Origin of the sequence: Rhodococcus sp. AW25M09, from assembly GCF_000333955.1 — a bacterium.
GTDB lineage: Bacteria > Actinomycetota > Actinomycetes > Mycobacteriales > Mycobacteriaceae > Rhodococcoides.
The window spans coordinates 50006-70807 of the sequence record NZ_CAPS01000144.1; the positions used below are offsets into that span (position 1 = coordinate 50006).

At 61.5% G+C, this 20802-nt stretch carries 18 protein-coding genes and 1 pseudogene; 12 read left to right on the top strand and 7 right to left on the bottom strand.

Going from position 1 to position 20802, the window contains the following annotated elements; all coding sequences use genetic code 11:
• The first annotated feature begins 130 nt into the window (after positions 1-130).
• The 5 genes and pseudogenes from RHODMAR_RS25525 (at position 131) to RHODMAR_RS25540 (ending at position 6694) form a co-directional block, all read left to right on the top strand.
• Positions 131-1090 carry a LysR family transcriptional regulator gene (locus RHODMAR_RS25525; RefSeq protein WP_008720596.1) on the top strand — a complete coding sequence of 320 codons (960 nt, stop codon included), beginning with the start codon at positions 131-133 and terminating at the stop codon, positions 1088-1090.
• Positions 1091-1371: 281 nt separating this feature from the next.
• Positions 1372-1782, top strand: a pseudogene (locus tag RHODMAR_RS29475) (site-specific integrase); the annotation flags it as partial.
• A 270-nt stretch (positions 1783-2052) separates the two neighbouring features.
• On the top strand, positions 2053-2856 hold the full coding sequence (locus RHODMAR_RS29315) for a site-specific integrase (protein WP_232433769.1): 804 nt from the start codon (positions 2053-2055) through the stop codon (positions 2854-2856).
• Between the two features lie 35 nt (positions 2857-2891).
• Entirely contained in the window at positions 2892-4673 is a 1782-nt protein-coding gene (locus RHODMAR_RS25535) for a hypothetical protein (RefSeq protein ID WP_141215008.1), read from the top strand.
• On the top strand, positions 4670-6694 hold the full coding sequence (locus tag RHODMAR_RS25540) for a hypothetical protein (protein ID WP_008720602.1): 2025 nt from the start codon (positions 4670-4672) through the stop codon (positions 6692-6694). The genes RHODMAR_RS25535 and RHODMAR_RS25540 overlap by 4 nt, the downstream gene beginning before the upstream one ends.
• A 6-nt stretch (positions 6695-6700) precedes the next feature.
• On the opposite strand, the gene istB (RHODMAR_RS25545) is transcribed toward RHODMAR_RS25540, so the two are convergent.
• Positions 6701-7555: an IS21-like element helper ATPase IstB gene (gene istB / locus RHODMAR_RS25545; protein WP_008720604.1), complete on the bottom strand. Its 855-nt coding sequence runs from the start codon at positions 7553-7555 to the stop codon at positions 6701-6703.
• Positions 7552-8925 carry a Mu transposase domain-containing protein gene (locus RHODMAR_RS25550; RefSeq protein WP_008720605.1) on the bottom strand — a complete coding sequence of 458 codons (1374 nt, stop codon included), beginning with the start codon at positions 8923-8925 and terminating at the stop codon, positions 7552-7554. Before RHODMAR_RS25550 ends, istB (RHODMAR_RS25545) begins: the two co-directional genes overlap by 4 nt.
• A gap of 89 nt (positions 8926-9014) precedes the next feature.
• Between RHODMAR_RS25550 and RHODMAR_RS29480 the strand changes: the two genes are divergently transcribed.
• The 5 genes from RHODMAR_RS29480 (at position 9015) to RHODMAR_RS27225 (ending at position 12113) form a co-directional block, all read left to right on the top strand.
• Entirely contained in the window at positions 9015-9143 is a 129-nt protein-coding gene (locus tag RHODMAR_RS29480; RefSeq protein WP_269744646.1) for a hypothetical protein, read from the top strand.
• A 45-nt stretch (positions 9144-9188) separates the two neighbouring features.
• On the top strand, positions 9189-9623 hold the full coding sequence (locus tag RHODMAR_RS25555) for a hypothetical protein (RefSeq protein ID WP_042940335.1): 435 nt from the start codon (positions 9189-9191) through the stop codon (positions 9621-9623).
• Positions 9624-10237: 614 nt separating this feature from the next.
• Entirely contained in the window at positions 10238-10573 is a 336-nt protein-coding gene (locus tag RHODMAR_RS28475) for a hypothetical protein (RefSeq protein ID WP_141217217.1), read from the top strand.
• An 81-nt stretch (positions 10574-10654) separates the two neighbouring features.
• Positions 10655-11455: a matrixin family metalloprotease gene (locus RHODMAR_RS27220; protein WP_008720606.1), complete on the top strand. Its 801-nt coding sequence runs from the start codon at positions 10655-10657 to the stop codon at positions 11453-11455.
• A 133-nt stretch (positions 11456-11588) separates the two neighbouring features.
• Entirely contained in the window at positions 11589-12113 is a 525-nt protein-coding gene (locus tag RHODMAR_RS27225; RefSeq protein ID WP_141216750.1) for a hypothetical protein, read from the top strand.
• 358 nt (positions 12114-12471) lie between these two features.
• On the opposite strand, the gene RHODMAR_RS25575 is transcribed toward RHODMAR_RS27225, so the two are convergent.
• The 3 genes from RHODMAR_RS25575 to istA all read right to left on the bottom strand — a co-directional run bounded on the left by RHODMAR_RS25575 (position 12472) and on the right by istA (position 15247).
• Positions 12472-12699 (bottom strand): hypothetical protein, encoded by a 228-nt coding sequence (locus RHODMAR_RS25575; RefSeq protein ID WP_042940336.1) that lies wholly within the window; start codon positions 12697-12699, stop codon positions 12472-12474.
• Between the two features lie 116 nt (positions 12700-12815).
• Positions 12816-13619 carry an IS21-like element helper ATPase IstB gene (istB, locus tag RHODMAR_RS25580; RefSeq protein ID WP_042940337.1) on the bottom strand — a complete coding sequence of 268 codons (804 nt, stop codon included), beginning with the start codon at positions 13617-13619 and terminating at the stop codon, positions 12816-12818.
• Complete coding sequence (gene istA, locus RHODMAR_RS25585) at positions 13616-15247, bottom strand: IS21 family transposase (protein WP_008720611.1); 1632 nt, start codon at positions 15245-15247, stop codon at positions 13616-13618. The genes istB (RHODMAR_RS25580) and istA overlap by 4 nt, the downstream gene beginning before the upstream one ends.
• A gap of 268 nt (positions 15248-15515) precedes the next feature.
• Between istA and RHODMAR_RS25590 the strand changes: the two genes are divergently transcribed.
• Positions 15516-16763 carry a tyrosine-type recombinase/integrase gene (locus RHODMAR_RS25590; RefSeq protein ID WP_008720613.1) on the top strand — a complete coding sequence of 416 codons (1248 nt, stop codon included), beginning with the start codon at positions 15516-15518 and terminating at the stop codon, positions 16761-16763.
• Positions 16760-19162: a tyrosine-type recombinase/integrase gene (locus RHODMAR_RS25595; protein ID WP_008720616.1), complete on the top strand. Its 2403-nt coding sequence runs from the start codon at positions 16760-16762 to the stop codon at positions 19160-19162. Before RHODMAR_RS25590 ends, RHODMAR_RS25595 begins: the two co-directional genes overlap by 4 nt.
• 47 nt (positions 19163-19209) lie before the next feature.
• Here RHODMAR_RS25595 and RHODMAR_RS25600 read toward each other — a convergent pair whose 3' ends face one another.
• On the bottom strand, positions 19210-19761 hold the full coding sequence (locus RHODMAR_RS25600; protein WP_157226224.1) for a hypothetical protein: 552 nt from the start codon (positions 19759-19761) through the stop codon (positions 19210-19212).
• A gap of 169 nt (positions 19762-19930) precedes the next feature.
• Positions 19931-20791, bottom strand: a complete 861-nt coding sequence (locus RHODMAR_RS25605) for a CHAD domain-containing protein (RefSeq protein WP_051048276.1) — start codon at positions 20789-20791, stop codon at positions 19931-19933.
• Between the last annotated feature and the right edge of the window lie 11 nt (positions 20792-20802).

A 20802-nucleotide genomic window follows, 5' to 3' on the forward strand; every position in this document is an offset into this window, starting at 1 on the left:
ACCCCGATCAGCTAAGAACGCCTACTGGTTGTCGGGATCACCTCGTCCCCAGTAGCCATATGAGCAGCTAGAGTCACAATGAGTCGAACAATCGACACGCGTAGTCGAACAACTGTTAGATGTAGAGCAGGTGGCGAAGTTGGATCTGGATCTGTCCGCGCTACGCGCGGTGGTCGCTATTGCCGATGAGGGTCAGTTCAGTCTGGCTGCGTCTGTGTTGGGTGTAAGTCAGCAGGCGGTGTCCAAGCGAATCGCCAAGCTCGAGGGCCAACTCGGCACTCGTTTGCTCGAGCGGCAGACCGGCAACGTCGCGCTGACCGTTCACGGTGCTCGCTTTCTGCCGCACGCGCGCACAGTCCTTACATCGGCCGACACTGCAATCGCAGCGGTGCGAGAACTGCAGGTACTCCGTGTCGCGGTGCATGGTGCCCAGATCGTCGACGGAAACCTGATGAGGTTCTACTTGGAGAGGCACCCGGACGCCCAGATCGAGCTCATCATGATGGGACCGTCGAAGACATCGCGAGACGCGGTGGTCGCCGGCCGAGTGGATGTTGCATTCGCCCGCCATAACTGGAGTGCTCATCGTTTGCCGACCTATGTCAATGCTGCGCCGGCCTACCTCGACGCTCTGCATCTGTTGGTCGGTAGCGGCCATCCGCTCGCGCAACGCGACCACATCGAGTTCGACGACCTCGCCGACCTCACCGCATGGGTGCCCGGAGCCGGATTCGACTCCGAAGTAGGCGACTTCTACCGCCAGCTGAGCGCCAGTTGCGGCGTCACAATCAACTCCGAGCGGCACCCCGGCGGAATAGGTTTCACCAACATCCTCGACCGCATCGCGGACTCCCAGTCGTTAGTCACTTTCGGCGGCGAAGGAACCACAACGCCGTGGCATCCCAATATTCGTCGTGTACCCATAGTGAACCCCACGCCCGCCTACCCCATGGCACTGCTGTGGCGAGAGACAGCAAGCTCCCATCCTGCGCTCAACTCGTTGATCGACTTCGTCGCCGGCAGCTACCGCAGCAACGAAACCAGCTCTGTATGGCTACCAGAACCAGATCGCGCATTGTTCCGAAAATGACCGCCGCACCACGCAGGTGCGCACTCCACTCAAAAGGGATCGCCGACAGCCGTTGCTGTACAACGCTTTCTGAGATGAACAAGCCTTTCCGCAAGGGCCACGCCCGCAACCCGGAATCAGTCAAAATCGATTGCAACAACAACAGTTCACCGGCTAGAGACCCTCAGAGCGGACCTTGAGCGGCGTCCCGTCACGGAATGAGCCGCCTCCCGACGAGCCTGCCACAGTGAGCGCCACGTTTTGTGCACGGATGGACAGATGTCCACGTACTGTTGCCCACCATGCCGAGACCTGGTTGGCGTGTTTGTATCACTCCACACGAGTTGGTGCCGCGGCCAGCGGTGCCGGACACAAATTTGGAGTGGCCTGGGTTCGCGCGGCCAGAGTTGGTGGCCGGCACGCCGTTCCTCATTGACCCATCATTTGAGTATGACATCGAGTTGAATGCCTTCTTCAGATCAGTCGATATGCAGGCGAAGGCGCGCCACACCCAGGTGGGCTACGCCCGCGATCTAGCCGCGTTTTTGAACTTCGTTGCTGTCTCACGAGACAGAGCTCGTTGGTGCGACGTCAACGAGGCTGACCATCTGGCGTACTGGCGCTGGCGCAGGATCGACTCTCAAGGGCCGCACATACAAGGTGCGACATGGGACCGAGAGGTTGCCGCAGTCGACAAGTTCTATCGATGGCAGGTCCGCGCGGGCCATATATTGAACAACCCTGTGCCGCAGAGAGTTCGACGACCAATGCCGTTCGGCGCGGGCCTCGTCCGTCATGACTCTTCGACCACAACACCGGCAACCTACTCGCACGATGCCGCGACGGATCGTATCGAGTGGCTCCCACCCCAGTCCTACCGTTTATGGCGCGATGTCGGGATTCGCGGATATCGCGCCGACGGTGTCCACGACACCGGGTTTCGCGGTCGCTGGGCGGCGCGCAATGCATCATTCTGCGACTTGATGGTGCGCACCGGCATGCGGTTGTCCGAGCAAGCGGCGCTGACGGTATTCGATGTGCCAACAGCTCGCGGTCTCGGGGGCTATCAACGTTTTTGGCTGCCGACGGCCATCGCCAAAGGTCGTTCGGCCCGCCGAGTCTACGTTCCTGAATCCGTGATCGCCGACCTGATCGGGTACGCGACACTCGATCGCGCGGAGGTCATCGCCCGCGCACGCGCCTGCGGACGGTACGAACAGGTTCGCCGCCCGCTCGTGATCCCTGATCCGCATTCGCCGGTCGTCGTACAGACTCGGTCCGGTCTGCGATCGACCGTGAAAGTTTCCAACCTCGATGCCGACGAACGACGCCGCTTGCTCATCGACGGGCCCGATGGCTTGACGCCGGCCGCGTTCTGGCTGTCGGAGTTCGGCACCCCCATCGCGGTCTCGACCTGGAAAGACATGTTCGCAGTCGCCAACACACGGTGTCGTCGAGCAGGAGTTCCTCTGACTGCACATGCTCACCTCCTGCGGCACACGTTCGCGGTGGTGACTCTGGAACAGCTACAGCGCGGACATATCAGCGCGATGACCGAAATGACTGCCGAACAGCGAGGGCAATGGACACAGATCTTCGGTGACCCTCTGGACTGGGTGCGACGTCGCCTCGGACACCGCTCCGTGGTGACAACACAGATCTACTTACACGCGCTGTCGGAATTGGAAATGGAAACGCGAATGATGTTGGTGCCCAACACATGGGAAGATCCCCGCGACACTCCACTCGACGTCTTCGACGTCGCCACTGAGAACAAAACACAGTGAACGGTCGCGGCAGTACCGGCACCGGGCGCCGCGCGATGCTCCCATCTGGCCCGTACACACCGACCGAAGGCGAACACGCCATCGCCTCCGGCCTCACGGTCCGATTCGATGGTGAAGACGGCCGGACTCTGCTGGTGGACGTCGCGAAGATGGCGCTGCCCGGTTGGCACACGGCAGTTGCAGAGGCTCTGGCCCTTGCCCTCGGGGCGACGGGACGCAGCAGGACGCTCAGCTCAGCGAAGGGACTGGTTACGAGGGTGCGATCCATGCTGCGATCCCTCTCGGAACTGCCGGATCCACCGACCGGACCACCGTTGCTGGAGACCGCCCACCTCCAATCTGTCTACAACCAGCGCAGAATCACGCAGAAGGACGTCTACGCCTGGCGAGGCATCGCACTTTTCGGACAGTTCCTGACGTTGCCACCGCTGGTCGATACGGTGAATTCATCAGTGATCGACTACACCTGCCGCCAAATCGGGCAGACCCGGATTGGCCAACCTGGCTACTCGGACGGAGAGTTCGATCGTATTCTCTCAGCCGCTCGGTCAGACATCACCGCATTGCGCGATCGAATTCGACTCTCGGAAGCTGCAATAGGACAAACGGGTGAACAGGAAGGCTTGGAGGGCGACAAAGAGCTCGTCGCGATTGCGGAATCAGGAGTCGTACCCCCGAGCCGGAGCTTCAGCGCGCACGTCGTCAGACTGGAGCTTGCGAGCCGGCTCTATATGACGATCCGGGACCTCGCGCCAATGCTCGTGTTGATGGTGGCGCTGACCGGCCGCAATATCGAAACCATCAAAGAGCTCCCCTGGGAACACCGAATCCTGGAGACACGCGCCGTCGAAGTTCGTGTCATCAAACGCCGCCGCGGCAATCACCGATGGTTCGAGACCGCGACGTGGGAGATCGGGCCACCGGGTCGCGAACTGCACTATCCCGGCGGTCTTTACCTACTGCTACACGAACTGACCACTCGCAGCAGGAACACTTCTGGCAGCGCATCCGTTTGGTCGATCTGGCGTAGCGGCCACAACACCGGCCTTCGCGGTATCGAAGAACATTTCGACCCATTCGCTCGCGAACTGACCGCGACAGCAATCAACCTTGCCGGATGGCGCACCCGGCATTGCCTCCACGCTGACGTCGTCGACGGAACGCCCCCGGCTCCGCTTGCGGTCACCGGCAACCGGATCAAGACCACGGCAGACGTGCGCCGTACCAAACAGATCGGCGGTCACCTCCCGTCCGCTGCCCGGAGCAACACCATCCCGGTTCTGTTCCGGAACTATCTACGCGGAGACCCGACAACACAGGAATGGGCACACACCGTTGTTGCGGCTGCCGTCAGCGACGCCGAATCGAGCGCTCTGGCAGCACACAGACGGGCGCTGCACGTTGCAGGAGGCACACTGAACGTGCAGCCGGAACGCTCCGCCACCAATCCTCACGGGGATACCCCGCCGACGCACACAGACGCAGCCGATACCGCCTGGTCAGCGTGCCGGGATCACGACCACCATCCCGCCACCGGGAGAAGCTGTCGCGCATCGTTTCTCGACTGCTTTCACTGCGGAAACTGCGTGATCACGCCTGATCACCTTCCTGGACTGCTCGGATTGCTCGATGCGCTGGCGGCCCGCCGCGATCAGCTGTCGGAGGCCGATTGGTGGGTCCGATACGGACCGACGTGGGCGGCCATCCGCCATGACGTTCTCTCGAAGTTCAATCGGTCCGAGATCCTGGCGGCAACGGAGATCAAACCCACCGATGCACTTCTCGATCTCGTCGAATCACCATGGGAGCAAACATGACCAACGCCCACCCTCAACCGTCGACGTCGCACCCGTTCGACGAACGATGCGTACTGAACGGGCGGCCGGTGCGCCCGGAGACAGAACTCAGCCGAGCTTCCCGATTCGTAGAGGACGTCTGGGATCTCAGTCCAGCTTTCTTTCAGCAACATCATGTTGCTCTGATCCTCGACTTCACATCCGTGCCGTCTGTCTATCGCACCGTGGCCAAAGAACTTTTCATCGGGCTGCTGGGCGGGCCTGCACCCGCCAGAGGACGCGGCTTACCGAAGGTAGCGACGATTGCCTCGATGTTGCCCACGCTCCGCCACTTCTTCTCCTGGCTCGCTTCGCGACCCAACCTGCGCCAGCCGCTGCTATCGGAGTTGCAACCTTCCGATTTGATTGCGTACCAACTGCATTTGCTCGCGACGCAACCCACTCTCACGGTTCGTGATCGCTATCGCAGTTCGGTTCGGTCGCTCTATCGCTACCGCGGACTCATGGTTACCGATCAGCTGACTTTCGACCCGTACCACATCGATGGTTGGAGCGAGTCCGGCGACAGGAGCGGGCCAGACAACGCGACCGCCAGAATTCCGGAGGCGGTGCTCGGACCCCTACTCACCTGGAGTCTGCGGTTCGTCGATGAGTTTGCATCGGACATTCTCGCGGCAGACCGCGAGTGGCGACGAGTTCGATTGCAAGAAGGGGTAGTTCCGCCCGAGGCAAGGCGTTGGGTAGAGAAGGATCTGGTCCATCTGTTAGCTGAATACCGTGACGCAGAACGCCCACTACCGGGACACAACGGCCAACCGAGCTTTCGCCACCTGTCCCGCCTGCTTGGATGCGATCGCTCGACCTTGCGGACTTACCATGACCTCATCGAGGACACAGCTCGACTGGTCGGGGTCGACAACGATGTCTCGTGTGACGTGGTGATCAACGGACGGATCAACGGGTCCCCCTGGATTGACCGCATCCTGTTCAATCGGCGTGATCGGCAGGCCGGGATCTTGCACCTGCTGTCGGCGCTGAGCGCAGCCTGCTACGTGATCATCGCGTTCCTGTCCGGCATGCGTGACAGCGAGATCAAGCATCTGCAGCGGGGCTGCATCAGCGTCAAACGTGACCCTCACGGCAGGCCCTACCGGTGGATGATCACCAGCCTGGCGTTCAAAGGTGAACGCGACCCCACCGGAGTGCAAGCGACCTGGGTTGTCGGCGCTCCGGCCGCCCGCGCCGTGGCGGTCCTCGAACTCCTCCAACCCCGTAACGAAACCCGGCTGTTCGCACCCTCAACTCATGGCACCGCTGTGCGGATCGGCAAAACCGCCGCCCACGTCAATTTGACCAAGACCACGAACGACCACATCAACAATCTGGTGTCCTGGATCGATGGCTATTGTCGCGCACATGATCTCGCAGAGGACATTCCGGCTGTGAATGCCCAAACGTGGCGGCTGACAACCCGCCAGTTCAGACGAACACTCGCCTGGTTCATCGCACGCCAACCCGGCGGATCCATTGCCGGGGCAATTCAATATCGCCACCAAGCTGTCCAGATGTTCGAGGGCTACGCCGGCACATCGGATAGCGGTTTCCGCGCCGAAGTCGAGTCAGAGGAGGCCCTTGCCCGAGGGGAGGGTCTGATGGCAATGATCGATGCCCACGAACACACCGATCTCGTTGGACCCGCCGCCGACGAAGCCCGCCGACGTCTGAGCGAGCTCGAGTCGAATATCCGATACCAAGGACAGGTCGTCACCGACCGGCGTCGGCACGACCGCTTAATACGCCGATTCGACCCAGCAATCTATCCAGGCCGATACGCCACCTGCGTCTACGATCCGGACAAGGCACTGTGCACACGCGCACAAAACCTTTCGGGCCAGAACGCGCCGACGCTCGGTGGTTGTCGACCTCTCGAATGCCGCAACGTCGCGCTCACCTCAGGCAACCTCGACGAGTTGCGTTCGGAGAGCTTGATGGCGCTCATCGAAAATGCTCAACTTCGCTCAGCGAAAGTGCTCACCCGGTAGCGGTGATCACTGTAGCGGTTGACGGGTCCCGGTGACGGCTTTGCGGAGCTTCTCCGATCGTGCGTTGTGATCGCGGAGCCGGTAGGAATCACCGGACATATCGAGGACTACCGATCGATGCAGGAGACGGTCGAGCATGGCTGCTGCGACGGTGTCGTCACCGAGAACCGTTCCCCACGATCCGACACCACGATTGCTGGTGATCACGATCGATGTCTTCATATACCGTTGCGAGACAACCTGAAACAACGCCGAAGCCGCCTCTCCCGGCAACGGAAGATACCCGAGTTCGTCGATCACCAACAGTGTCGGCCCGGCGTAGAACCGCATCGTCGTCGCCCATCTGCCTTCGATCGCAGCCCGGTGACATCGAGCGGCGAGATCGGCGGCGGTGGTGAAATACGTCCGATACCCGGCATGCGCAGCAGCCCGCGCCAACCCGACCGACAGATGCGTCTTCCCGACCCCCGGCGGGCCGATGAGCAGCACATTGGTAGCGGTCTCCAAATATCTGCAGGTCGCGAGCTCGTCGATCAGCTTCTTGTCGACCCCGGCGGCGTTGTCGAAATCGAAGTCCTCGAGCGATGCCGGGGTCGGCAGGCACGCGAACCGCAACCTGCCTGCCAACCGCCGCGCTTCGGTGGCAGCAACCTCGATCGAGAGCAACCGCTCCAGCGCCGCCGTCATCGACAGCTCCTCCGCCGCGGCCTGGTCGAGGACCGCCGGCAGTGCTTCGGCGGCGTCGGCGAGTTTGAGGACCCCGAGATGGCCACGCAAACGTTGGTAAAGGCTCGCTGCTTCCGCGGTGTTCGGTGCGGGAAGTCGATCGGCAGCGGCACCTCCTTTCGGTGTTTCACTCATGCGAGAGTGTTCCTTCCCCGTGCAGCCCGCTCGTAGGCCGAGAGGTCGATGACATCCGATGATGCTGCCGCGGAATCGGTTTCAGCTGCTCCTGTCGAGTAGTTCGTACTATGGAAACTGCTGCCACGCAATACTTCTGCCGCCCTGAGCGCATCAGGCCCGGGTGGTATCCGTTCTTTGCGGCGGTGCGGTTTGCCGGTGTTCGCGGTCGCCATCGCGGCCCGTTCGAGTGCGACGACATGACCGCTGTCGCGGACGATCATGCCGAGACCGTCGGCGGCGACCGCATGCCTGGCGACAGTGATGCCGGAGGCGGTGACGATGTCGAGATGACTACCGCCGACGGGGCGGGTGACGGTGACCTGCGCGGACGCCAACTCCGGCGGGACGGAGTACTGGTTGCCGCGGTAGGACACCAACGCTTGCCGCGACGCCGTCCGACTGTCGCCGAGAATCACCGGATACGCCGTCGCCGGCGGTTCCTGCAGGGGTTCGGCCGCTGCGAGGTCGGCGACAGTGCTGGTTCCGTCCGGGGTGTGGCGGGTGCGACTGTCGGAGATGGCGGCACAGAAGTTGTCGAGATGCGCTTGGGCCTGCTCGACGCTCATGTCCGGTAACGACCGCCACCAGCGTTGTGCTGCAGTGTGATTCGCTTTCTCGACGACACCTTTGCGGTTCCCTCTCCGCGGTGGGCAGATCGCGACCGAGACCCCGTAGTACTTCGCGACGCCGGCGAAGCTGGCGGTCACCGCACCGGACTCGGGGTGGCAGACAGTGGCCATCCGGTCGAAACGCCAGACTCGGGTGGTGCCGCCGAGAGCGCGGACAACGCGGTCGAGATTGTCGACCAGATGTGGTTGATCCATCGACGGGGTCAGTACCGCCCGCCATTTCCCCGAGTGTGCGAGGGAGCCGACCCACAGGTGTGCTGTTCTGCCCCAACCCCATTCAGTCGGCGGGTTCGGTAGATCGACGTAGTCCCATTGGGTTTCTTCGCCCGGTGGGTGGTCGATGATGGCGTTGGCTCGGTCGGTTGCGGTCCTGCAGGCCAGGCAGATCGGGCGTAGTTTCTGCTGCCGGATCTTGCGGGTCATCGTCGGATAGGACAGTGCGAAGCCCAGGGCCAACAGTTCGTCGAACAGGGCGACCGCCCACAGGTGCGGGTCCTCGGTGAATCGGTAGCGGATGTAGTCGATGAAGTCCTCGAACGGGTCCGTCGTGGACTTTCGTCGCACACCTGGGGTGGTGGTTCCGTTGATGTAGTTGCGGACGGTGCGGCGGTTGCGGCCGGTATGGCGGGCGATGTCCGAGATCGACATGCCTCGTTTGTGCAGTGCGGATATCTCCATGTCCTCTTCCCATGTAAGCATGAGATCGCGGGTCTCCTTCGGGGCGCTGGTGTGTGGTCAGAGACCATCAGCATCGGAGGAGGCCCGCCCTCATTGGCGGAGCCACACGGGTGAGCACTTTCAGAGATCAGATCTGGGCACTTTCACTGAGCGCCGTCAAGCTCCGATATCGAGCGCGAGCTCGAACGAACACCGTCGCTGCCTCCGTTGCTGCAGCATCGACTACGGCAACGGAGTGAGCAGATAAATCAGTTCGTCGACCGACACGATCCGAACTCAATCCGATGAGTAAACGCATCGACCTCCCGAGCGAGCAGGACGTCCGTCGAGTGATGACAGAGCACATCGAAGACGCAGCATCGGCCGGCGGCCGCGCCACTGTCATCGGCCTTGCCCGTCGACTGGGTCTGTCCAACGCAACCTTCTGGCGGCACTACCCCGCTATCGCTGCCGAACTCAGAGCCGCTTCCGTCGCAGCTCCCGTCGCCACACGGCATGACGACCGGACCGAACTCCTTGCCTCCAACAAACGCGTGCAACGAGACAACGCGGCGCTGACTCAAGACCTCACCCTCGCACTGGCCGTCATCCAGCGGCTAACACTCGACAACCACGCCCTACGGAAAGAACTGGAAACAACGTCAGGGGTGACCTCCCTGCAGTCACGCTCGAGCTCCGCGGACGCTGTCGTGGGCGCGTGTGGCCGGCAGGACCGCTAAGCCTCGATCCACCGATAAAGCTGCAAGATACTGGGCGTCGGGGAGGAAGTATCCTCCGACCAGAATTAATTCGAGTTCTCACACAGCGAATCAGACCAGACCACTCCGAGTATGTTCACCGCTGTCCTTTTTGAGATGACTCGTTCAGCTTTTGACGTCGGATGGCAGATACACCAACGACAATGCTTGCGATCCCAGCCGCGAGGACAAGCGTTGACAGCGGATCAAATTCATTAGTCTCCACACGCGTGTCAAAATCCTGTGCAGCGCAACGCACGACGACTAGCGGTAGGAGGGGACGACTGGACTCGACGTCGACAGCCCCCGGATAAGCATTCTCGCAAATTTCTGAGGCCGAGCGACCGAGCCCAATCTGGCTGGTCGCCCCAAATGCAACACCAACGAGCAAGACGCCGATTAGAACCAGCAGGACAGCTGGCCGTAGCCACCGAGAACCTGTATTGCTCATGCGTTCGAAGTCTAGCCGCCGTCGAGTTGGCGGCGGTCACGGTGACCGAATTGTGACCAAACTCGTGTTCGCGTGTCTCTCCAACGGTGGGCAAACTGACCGTACTGTTCGGTTCGTCCTTGATGCCCTTCACTGTGGGAGCTCCATGAAACCGAGCAGGCTACCTCTCAAGTCGCATATTGGCGATCCAAGCCCATTGATCAATGTCCGCTTCAGGCAGCATCGGACGCGAAATCAAATTGTCGCTCGAAGAATGTCACTTATCGGTGCGTTAATTACATCCCTTGCATTGCTAGTTTCTACACCTGGCGTTGCGAACGCCGATCAATTTCGCAACAACCAGTGGGTATTCGGCTCCATCGAACGCGAATTTATCGATTTCCTTTCCGGTGCTAACCAATACGGCCAAGGCGGCACCTCGAGTATCGGAGAACCCACCAGTGGCGAGCTTTACGCAGGAAACAGCAACGAGGGGCGGTAGCAGGAATTCGGGTTTACTAATCGCATTTACTGGTCGCCGAATGTCGACCCAAACAAAGGTCGTCAAATCGGCGGCTTGATCATGAACAAGTGGCTTAATTTGCCATCGCGTCAGTACAGAACGTATGTCAACGGCCCGTATCAGTACGAGAAGCGAAGCGACGAACGTGGACGACTCGGGTACCCGGTCACACGTGAGAGCCCTGCTTCTGGCGGGCGGTACAACAACTTCCAGGGCGGCGCGATTACATACAAGTTCGGAGCCACATCTGCCTATGCCACCTGGGGTAACATTCGCGATCAGTGGGCTGCGCAGAACTACGAGCTTGGACCCTTGGGCTTCCCGAGCAGTGATGAGTACCTGTGTCAAGATGGAACAACGTCCAATGATGGTTACGAGTCATATGGCGCTTCCGGACAGAACTTCCAGAACGGCCAGTATCTGACGTCAGGACGCAGGCCGCCGACATTGGGCTACAGCTCAGTCCTCTTCTCCAAACTCACCTATCAGTCATCTTCCCAATACACGACCGCAATTTCGCAGGCATCCACTGCTTGGAATGCACTTGGGAGCGTCCAGGTTACCCCCTATGACCCTGTGAACCCGACGCTCACTAATGTGGAAATTTCCGACGCCAACCGTCCGGACGTCACATGGGCCGGGCTATACAGCAACACCGACTTTGGGGTGGACACTATTCAAATGAATACAGCGAAGCTCGGTAACGCCAGTAATCAACGGAACGTTATGACACACGAGATGGGTCATGCGCTCGGTTTGGCGCATAACTGCAAAAGTCAGCTGATGGATCCGATTTCAAACTCATCGGTTTTTGCGCCGCAGTTCATGGATCAAGCCGCCTACCGTCAACTCTGGGGATGACATGATGAAGGTCAGAAGTTTAGGATCAAAGTACGGCACGGTGGGCGTTGCGAGCTTATTCGCCTGCATTGTATTAGTTGGCTGCAGCACTTCGGCAGGCACGCAACCTGGAGATGCTGGCACGACTGCCAGCGTGACTACGCGCACACAAGCAGTGGAAATGGACTCGGCTTTCGATGTGACAGACCCTCAGCAGCTTGCCGGTTGGGCCGACGCGGTCTTCGTCGGAACAGTGATTGAGCAAGTCGGTACGAAGGCAGTTGGGCCGTTTCCCGAGACGCAGTTTTCTGTTGAGGTGCTTCAGACCCTAAAGGGTGACGTCGCGGGCCAAATACTCGTCAATCAGCAAGGCGGGTATGGCACCGACGGTACGTTGTACTTACTGGACGATGACCCACTGATCGAGCCGGGAGCAACATACCTTATGTCGGCTGGCTTCTTGCCGTCCGAAAACTGGTACACGGTCGCTCCACGCGCGGGCAAAGTGACGTTGTCAGCAGAGGAAGTTGCTGCCGTCAGCGATGGAACTGCGCGGCGATCAACCGATGAGCCAGCGCCGGTCGCAACAATGCGAGATGCCATCGACAACGAGATTCCGTTCGATCCGAACCGCGAATCGGAGCCCGTCAGCTCCGAACCGCCAGTGCCACCAAGGTAGGTGTGTGACTTCAGTCGACTGGACCGGAAGCTGATCTTCACGTCCCACCAGTGCAGTTCGGGGGTGTATGACTTATTCCCGAACTGCACTGACGTTTTAGCCTGTCTTGGCTGTCGACGGGCCAAATCCTCATCCGCGGTGGCTCCGCTACAGCGGCAGCTCATGGTCCGAGCGTGATTCGGGCAGGTGTCGAACCCTCGTTGGTGATGGCCCGAAACAGCGGGATACTAATCGGATGCACAGTGGTCAGAGGCAAACCCCGTCTACAACACGTTGACCAACACCCTCTGAGGCGGATCGACGATGCGGCGCGTGGGGGGATCGAAGGTCACAGGCCAGTTCTCGTACAGATCACCGTTCATTGCGCGACCGCCAATCGGTGCGGCCGGTGGACGGGAGTTGCGTCGGTACTCGCGGGGGCCCAATGCACGCCGTGCTCGCCGAACGTGGGTGCAGTGAGGGTGTAACGGCCTGTGCGCTGGGTGATTCCACGTCCGTGGACGGCGGTCTCGATGGTGATCGAGCGGATACGGCCCCTCCCCTGCTCGATGCCGCCGTAGCCGACGGGCCGAGACGAAATCCTCACGTCCAGACCAGGCATTCGACCGTCCGTGATCGCGAGTACTCCTGCGTGCTCCGTTTGTCGCTTGCCAGGGTGATGGGACCACCTGATTGCCAGAGGGTAGGGACCACCGTGGCGCGTTATTGAGGATGCTCGTTGTCGTTGGTGGCGTCAACTGTTCCGGGTCGGGTGCGTTGGCGGTAGGACGGTCCTTCGATGACGAGGGTGTGTGCTGTGGAGGTCAGTCGGTCGATGGCGGATTGAGCGAGGAGGGTGTCGGCGGTCATGGTCAGCCACTCCGCCGGCTCCCGGTTGGAGGTGACGATCGTGGTTTTCTTGCGGTGGCGTTCGACGATGAGTTCGTAGAAGTCGCTGGTTTCGGTCGCGTCGAGTGGTCGCAGCGCGAAGTCATCGATGATGAGGACTTCGATGGCAGTCAGCCGTCGGATTTCGGCGTCGACGGTGTTGTCGAGTCGGGCCGCTCGGAGGCGGGTGAACAGTTTGTCCGATCGCGCGAACAGGACACTGTGGCGGCGGCGGATTGCCATGTGCCCCAATGCTGTTGCCAGATGCGTCTTCCCGACTCCGACGGGGCCGAGGATGATCGCGGACTGGTGAGCGTCGAGGAAGCGTAGTGAGGTCAGATCCCCGAGTAGGGTGCGGTCGTAACGGAGATCGTCGTGGGTGTTCCATGCGTCGAAGACCATCGCCGGGTCCAGTCCTGCTTTCGTCGATCGCAATGTCGCAGAGCGGGAGTCGCGTCGGTTGACTTCGTCGGCGAGGAGCACTTCGAGGAACCCGATGTGACTGAGTTTGTGTTGCCGAGCCAGAGCTGCTCGTTCAGGCAGTGTGTCGGCGAGCGCGCCGAGTTTGAGGGCTTTGAGCAGTCGGACGAGGTCGGTGCCGACCGGTTCGGTGGTGGCTGGGGTGCGAGTGGTGGTCATGAGGGTCCTTCCGTGGATGTGGGGCCGGCGTCTACGACGGTCAGTGATGGTGTTGTGGTGGAACGGAATTCGGATGGGTCTCGTGAGAAGCGTGTCGATGCCTGCCCGACCGCTGCCGGTAAGGACGGTGCTGTCTTTTCGGTGGCCCGCTCCAACATGGAGGCGATCTTGGTGACCGAGACGACGTCGAGGTCGAGCGACAGTGAGCAGGCTTGTTCGACCCGGTCGGCTCCGTAACGTCTCACCAACCCTTGAAGGCGGTAGACGCTACGAATCCGCGTCCAGGGCAGTGGGTCGTCGAGGATTCGTTCGGCGTAGATCCCGATGTTGCGGCCATGGCCGTTGCAAGTTCTGATCAGTGAGGTGACATCCCGTAGCGCGTAGCCGGTCTTGTGTTCGGGGAGGTCGGCGCGGTCGGTACTGCGCCCACCTGCAGGTTGGCGGGGATGGATTTTCACCAGGGTGCCGCGGTGATAGAACTTCACCAGCTCGGTGTCGGCCCGGACCGACAGTGTCGATCCGATCCACTGCTGCGGCAACGAATACAGTGCCCGCCCGATCTCGGCGTGGAAGTCGCGGTGGACTTTCACGTCCTTGAAGATCGGCACGTCGTACTCCGCCGGCACCGGAAGCAGCGCCGGCAACTCTGATTCGTCGAACACTTCGAGCGGTCGGGCGCAGGTCGTGCCGTGGATGCGCATACCCGCGGTGCTGCTGCACCACCGCACAGCAGCGTCTTGCGCTTGGGTGAGGCTGGTGAATCGTTCACCGGCCCAGAAGTTCCCCCGCACATATTGCACGGTGCGCTCGACTCTCGGTTTGTCCTTCGGCGACCGCACCCGCGCCGGGTCGGTGACGAACCCGACGTGGGCGCTGTAGTCGAGCCAGCCATCGCTCAACCGCGGAGTGATCGGATCCGCCGTCGTGACAACAGGTTTGAGATTGTCCGGGATCAAGACCGCGAACACGCCGCCGAAGAACTTCCACGCTGCTTCGCAGCCGGCGATCACCGCCACCAACGTCTGCGAATAGCTCAGCCACACGAACATGTGTCGGCTGTAGACCGCGGTGAAGATCAAGGCGTGGACTTTGCGGGCCCGCCCGTCGTCGGGGTCGGTGAGCATCCCCAGATACCCGAAGTCGACTTGGCATTCGATCCCGGGTTCGCCGTCTACGACGCGGACCGTGAGGTTCTTGCGGCCGAAACCGCACCTCTCGGTAGCGAACCGGTGCAGTGTCCGGTACGGCACCACGCATCCTTGACGGGCAAGCAGCACTTCGATTTTCGCGATCGTGAGCGGTTTGCGTTCACCCTCACCGGCCACCCACTTGGTGATCTGCTCCTGATGGGGCACCAGTTGCTCCCATGCCGCGCCGTGACCGTGGGGCCGGTCGGGTCGGACAGTGGCGACGACCGCCGCGATCACCTCGTCGCTGACCGCGTCGGCATCGTCGGTTCTGGTCAGGCCGGCTGCTTGGGCTGCCTCGACGTAGCGGCGGACCGTTTTGCGATCCACACCGGCATGCTCGGCGATCGTGCGCAGCCCCGGTGCGGGCAGTGCCGCCGTCCCGAGCCACAGCCGTAGTACTTCTCTGATTTCGTTCACACTGATCTCCCGAAAAGCCATGCTCACCGACCTCCGTGACGGACTTCGTGCTGTCACAGACGATCGAACGAGCAAACGACGGGACCACCGGCAAGGCGCGCCGGTGGTCCCATAACTGGCAATCCAGGTGGTCCCATCACCCTGGCAGAAATCAGGTCACGCTGGTCCCATGCTCATGGCAGACGACACCGTTGACCGGACTACGCAGCGACACGCCTGATCGCATGAATCCGATCCGAGTGTCGCGGGGTAGACATCACCTACCTCGGCCTCAAGAAAGCGGTGTCGCATGATCGACGAAGCAGAGCGAAACATCGAGCAAGTCCAGATCCCCCGATGGGGCAAGGTCGAAAAATCCGACGGAACCATCCCCTGGCTGGTCGTCGACGAGGATCTGGTGCCGGTAGAGCCGATCCGGCGGTTCCTCCTCGACTTCGTCGCACGGGGTAATCGACCGTGGTCGGTCCGCAGCTACGCCTACGACCTTTTGCGATGGTGGCGATGGCTTCGTGTCTACGAGATCGACTGGGAAAGAGCGACTTCCGCTGAGTCACGGGATCTGGTTCTGTGGATGATGCGGGCCGACAAGCCTCGGAACGCAGCGCGGACCAAATCGCGGACCACTGTGGGAACAGTCAACGTGATCACCCGCAAGCGATATCTCGACGACCGATATTGTGCCCGCACCATCCGCCATTCCAATGCAGTGGTGCGGGCGTTCTACGAGTTCTGGATCGAACGCGGTGAAGGCCCACTGGTCAATCCGATGCCGGTGGCACGAGGGGCGGCCCGGGTGAATGCGCATCACAACCCGCTCGAACCGTTTCGGCCCGGTGGACGGTTGCGGTACAACCCGAAACTTCCCGTCCAGCGTCCCCGGTCCATACCCGACGATCGGTGGCTCGAGCTGTTCGGTGCGCTGCGCTCGAACCGGGATCGGGCATTGTTGGCTTTGGCGGTCAGCAATGGTGCACGAGCTGCGGAAATCCTCGGAATTTCTCTCGAAGACATCGACTGGGGAGACCAGTTGATTCGAGTGACACGTAAGGGGACACGCGTCGATCAGTGGCTCCCAGCCAGCCCGGAAGCGTTCGTGTGGCTTCGCCTGCATCTCGCGGACCTGGGAACATCCTTGGACGTGAACGGATCGCTGTGGCTCACCCTCCGCCGCAGATCCGACTCCTCCGCTGCTCTGGAGTATCGACCATTGACCTACGACGCGCTGCGCAAGGTGCTGACGCGGGCAAACGACGTTCTGGGCACCAACTGGACGATGCACGACCTCCGCCACACCGCAGCCATACGAATGGCACACGACGGAACACTCACCTCGCGCGACATACAGACGATCCTCGGGCACGCGCACCTGTCGACCACGACCGAGATCTATCTCGTCGAAGACCAAGACGACACCATCCGAAGGGTCCAGCATCATCTCGCGCACCGAGCCGAACACATGATCAGCAATCCCCCTACCGTGGCCGCTGGTTACGACTCTGCGGATCTGAATGTGCTGTTCGGAGCGGTCGAGTCATGAACGTGACACCCACCGAGCTGCCGGTCGCACAGCGGGCCAACCCACGGTTGCAGTACCGATTCAAGCGCCACGAAGACCTTGCCGACTCCGCTCCGATCGGCGGGGCCAAGGATCTACTCGACATCGAAGAGATCCTCGATACTGTTCCAGTATTTCTGTATCCCAATGGTTCTCGTGAACACGGTGCCAAAAGGGCATGCCGACTGATCCTGGAGTGGCTTCTGACCTTCCCCGGCGCGGGATGGCAGGAGCGCTGGGTTCATTCCGGTGCCGACGTAGGATCGTCCGACTGGCTCGACACCTTCCACGACAATGCCGACCCACGAACAGTGGTGACCCGAAGCCAAGAACTGCGGCGCGGCCTGATCCTTCTTCTGGTCGCGCGGGTTGTCTTTCCCAGTTACGAGTCCATGTCAGCAATGCAGTGGACCGGGCTATACGCCAAGCTGCGCACCGCTCACCACCCCGAGATGTTCACAGCGTTGGAGGCCCGTGTCTCGGTTCTGGCGGCGAACTCCAAACAATGCAGCACCGCGATGCTGGTGGCATGCAAGATCGTTCTGCATACGGGGCGCGATCTCCATGAACTCACTCCGGAAGACCTGCTGGGCTACCGCGCCTGGAACATGGTCAGTGATCGCCCGACCTCGGCCAGCGTGCAACTGGTGTGGGCGGGACTCGACGGTATCGCCGACCTGCGGGGAATCAAGAGCTTCGCTGCAGCAATTCGGCGCGGACCCCGCCCGACGGGTGAATTGGTCGACCGATACAACCTCGTGAACACGACGGTGCGGAACGTTCTGGTGCGCTACCTCGACGAACGACGACCGAGTCTGGACTACGGCGGCTTCGCCGCCCTTACCGGAGTTCTCGCCGGCAACTTCTGGGCCGATATAGAACTCCACGATCCAGGCCTCGACACCATCGACCTCCCGCCGGACGTTGCGGCCGGGTGGAAGCAACGACTGTCGGTGATCACCGACAAAGACGGAACCACACGCCCACGAGCAGGGCGACTGGCAGTGATGATGACAGTGCGCGGCTTCTACCGCGACATCGCCGAATGGGCAGCCGAAGACCCCACCTGGGTGCAGTGGAGCGTTCCGAACCCCATCCGCAAAAGTGACGTCGAGGGATACAGCAAAGAACGCGCGAAGACGACAGCGGTCGTGCACCAACGAATTCGCGAGCGTTTGCCGCACCTTCCCTCGTTGGTCGATGCCGCTCACGATCGCCGTGACCGATCGGCCGCGCTACTCGCTGCCACCGCGTCGGTGGCGGTCGGAGAGACCTTCGAGCATCTCGGAGTGCGCTACCGCCGGTCCATCGCGCCCTCGTTCACGAAATCCAGCTGCCAGCACGATCATCCACCGGTGCTCGCCGAAGTCATCGACACCGGCGAGATCATCGAAATCGAAATAGAAGAGCACGAGGCATTCTGGGCATGGGCGGTGATCGAGACGTTCCGCCACACCGGAATTCGAGTGGAGGAACTCCTCGAACTCACCCACCTCGCAGTCGTGTCCTACACACTGCCATCGACCGGCGAGATCGTGCCGATGCTGCAAATCGTCCCGTCCAAAACCGGCGAAGAACGCCTTCTGCTGGTCAGTCCGGAACTCGCGAGCGTGCTGGCAACGATCATTGCCCGCCTCCGAACCGCCAATGACGGCACAGTCCCGCTGACCGCGCGATACGACGGCCACGAACGTATTACCGATCCACCGCTACCGCATCTGTTCCAGCATCGAATGGGCTGGCTATGGACGGTGCCGACTCGAAACTTGATCCAGAAGTGGCTCAACCAAACCCTTGCCGCCACCGGAATCGTCGACAACGCGGGCAACCCGCTCCGATACACAGCACACGATTTTCGGCGGATGTTCGCCACCGAATCGGTCGGCAGCGGACTGCCGATCCACATCGTCGCAAAACTGCTCGGGCACAAGCACATTTCCACAACGCAGATCTACACTGCCGTGTTCGACGAGGAGCTCGTTCGTTCCTTCCGCACCTTCCTCGACGCACGCCGCGCCCAGAGACCGGAGGACGAGTACCGCAGCCCCACCGACGCGGAGTGGAACGAATTTCAGCAGCACTTCGAGCATCGCAAACTCGAACTCGGAACCTGCGGGCGTCCCTACAACACCCCATGCAAGCACGAACATGCCTGCATCCGATGCCCCAGCCAGCAGGTTGACCCCAACGCCCGCGTACGGCTGACGGAGATCATCGCCAACCTCCGCGACCGCATCGCTGAGGCACGCAACAACGGCTGGACCGGCGAAGCCGAAGGCCTCCAAACCAGCCTCACCGCGGCAGCAACGAAGCTCGTCAGCCTCGACCGAACGGCAGGCCCGAACGCCATGACATCGCTCGGAATCCCTGCCATGCCTTGAGGGAGCTCCATCAGTTTCTACGCGGGCCGGAGACAGGTGCGCTGCATCTAATTTGGTAAGGACACGGCGACCAGGTCATCTGTTCGCGGCTCCATCTCGCGAAGTAGGTCGAAGGCCTCGGTGTCGGGTCTACCGCAGTGATTCTTCGGAAACTGCGGCCGGTACCCGGCTCCGGACGCATCGACGAGCCACACCGCCGGAGGGTTGAGATAGTCACCCGAGCACGAGTAGAGGATCGACACCCGAAACCGGTAAGACGTGGCCTCGAATGCTGCCGCGACTTCATCGACGCCGTCGCCGGAGTAGGTCAGTTGCCGCACCGCGTAGAACGGAACCTCCACCAACTGCTGGTCCGGGCTCCCACACACCATCACCGACGCGACCGTGAAATCGGCGGGTCGGGAACCGAATTCGGGACTGTGCGGAATGCTCAGTGTTGCCCCCGACAGCACACCGCTCGACACTTCGCGATCGGCGACACACGACGGCACCGTCGCAATCGCCGTCCTCGGGGAGGGCTCAGGCCAGAAGTAGACAGACAAACCCGCAACCAGAACTGCCACCACAGGCAGCACGATCAACCATCTCCGTCGGGTCACGTCAGCTCTCCTCGGTGCGAGCCCTTGTGGTGCAGGGCGTTTCGCTATGACCATCGAGGGCAGCAGTCACGACCGGCGTCGAGTCAGAGACAAGCCCGCGACCGTCGAGACCAAGATCCACCAGCGCACCGTAGAACCAAACCACGATCTTCGGCCATCGGCGAATACCTCACAGCTTCAGTGTGCGAACTCGCCGCGTTGCGGCTGCTGCCGCATGCTGCTCGTGGGCGAACAGCAGTCCGTAGGTGAAACCGTTCTCTGCGGGTCGGGTTCCCGCCGCGGCTCCGAGGCGACGAAGGAACCCTGCTGCGACGAGGCTGTCCTGGTGTTCGCCAAGTACTTCTTGGAAGTGTTTGTAGCGCCGGATCGTTTTCTTCGAGCGCTTCGTGCCGAGTAGCGGTGTCGCCAGCTCCGCGGCGTACCGCGCACGCTTGAACGCCTTACGTGCTCGGTGCAGAGCTTCGTCATCGCCGGCCACGCCTGAGACTGCGGTCTTCAGGCGGATGCGGGCTTTCTTGCCGGCCTTGGTCGCCAGCGACGTCACGTTCCTGCGTGGGAGTGACCGCACCGAGGAGTCGAGGGTGTCGAGGGCCTTGATCAGGGTGGCATACCGGTCACCGGCGAGGACGGTATCGACGTCGGCTCGGTAGGTGCGCTGTTCGGCAGCGAGGGTGGTCTCGATATCGGCGGCCACGGGACCAAGCACCCACTCGTCGGGAAGATCGGCCACCGCTTGAGCGAAGCGGGCGCGCTGTACTTCGTGGTCGCGGACGTGGCCGAGGATTCCGGCGTACCAGGACAGTTCCTCGTCCAGACCGGTGGCGACGGCCGGGTCGAAGGCGCCGCCGAACACTCGCACGGTGCTGCGGAGTCGCCGGATCGCAACGCGGGTGGCATGGATCGGATCCTCACCGCGCCGCAGCGCTGCATCTCCTCCTCGAATGGCACTGATCTGCTCACGCACGTAGGCGGCAACGGGCGCTGCGCCAGCATCTCGAGTCGATGTCGAAGGTTTCGTCGATGTCGTCATCGTTATGGATG

Bases quoted from the DNA above. Each gene is read 5' to 3' on its own strand.
- istB (WP_008720604.1), bottom strand. From the start codon at position 7,555: ATGAGTGAAACACCGAAAGGAGGTGCCGCTGCCGATCGACTTCCCGCA.
- istB (WP_042940337.1), bottom strand. From the start codon at position 13,619: ATGACCACCACTCGCACCCCAGCCACCACCGAACCGGTCGGCACCGAC.
- RHODMAR_RS27220 (WP_008720606.1), top strand. From the start codon at position 10,655: ATGAACAAGTGGCTTAATTTGCCATCGCGTCAGTACAGAACGTATGTC.
- RHODMAR_RS25590 (WP_008720613.1), top strand. From the start codon at position 15,516: ATGATCGACGAAGCAGAGCGAAACATCGAGCAAGTCCAGATCCCCCGA.
- RHODMAR_RS25535 (WP_141215008.1), top strand. From the start codon at position 2,892: ATGCTCCCATCTGGCCCGTACACACCGACCGAAGGCGAACACGCCATC.
- RHODMAR_RS29315 (WP_232433769.1), top strand. From the start codon at position 2,053: ATGGTGCGCACCGGCATGCGGTTGTCCGAGCAAGCGGCGCTGACGGTA.
- RHODMAR_RS25555 (WP_042940335.1), top strand. From the start codon at position 9,189: ATGAGTAAACGCATCGACCTCCCGAGCGAGCAGGACGTCCGTCGAGTG.
- RHODMAR_RS25550 (WP_008720605.1), bottom strand. From the start codon at position 8,925: ATGCTTACATGGGAAGAGGACATGGAGATATCCGCACTGCACAAACGA.
- RHODMAR_RS25540 (WP_008720602.1), top strand. From the start codon at position 4,670: ATGACCAACGCCCACCCTCAACCGTCGACGTCGCACCCGTTCGACGAA.
- RHODMAR_RS28475 (WP_141217217.1), top strand. From the start codon at position 10,238: ATGAAACCGAGCAGGCTACCTCTCAAGTCGCATATTGGCGATCCAAGC.
- RHODMAR_RS25595 (WP_008720616.1), top strand. From the start codon at position 16,760: ATGAACGTGACACCCACCGAGCTGCCGGTCGCACAGCGGGCCAACCCA.
- istA (WP_008720611.1), bottom strand. From the start codon at position 15,247: ATGGCTTTTCGGGAGATCAGTGTGAACGAAATCAGAGAAGTACTACGG.
- RHODMAR_RS25605 (WP_051048276.1), bottom strand. From the start codon at position 20,791: ATGACGACATCGACGAAACCTTCGACATCGACTCGAGATGCTGGCGCA.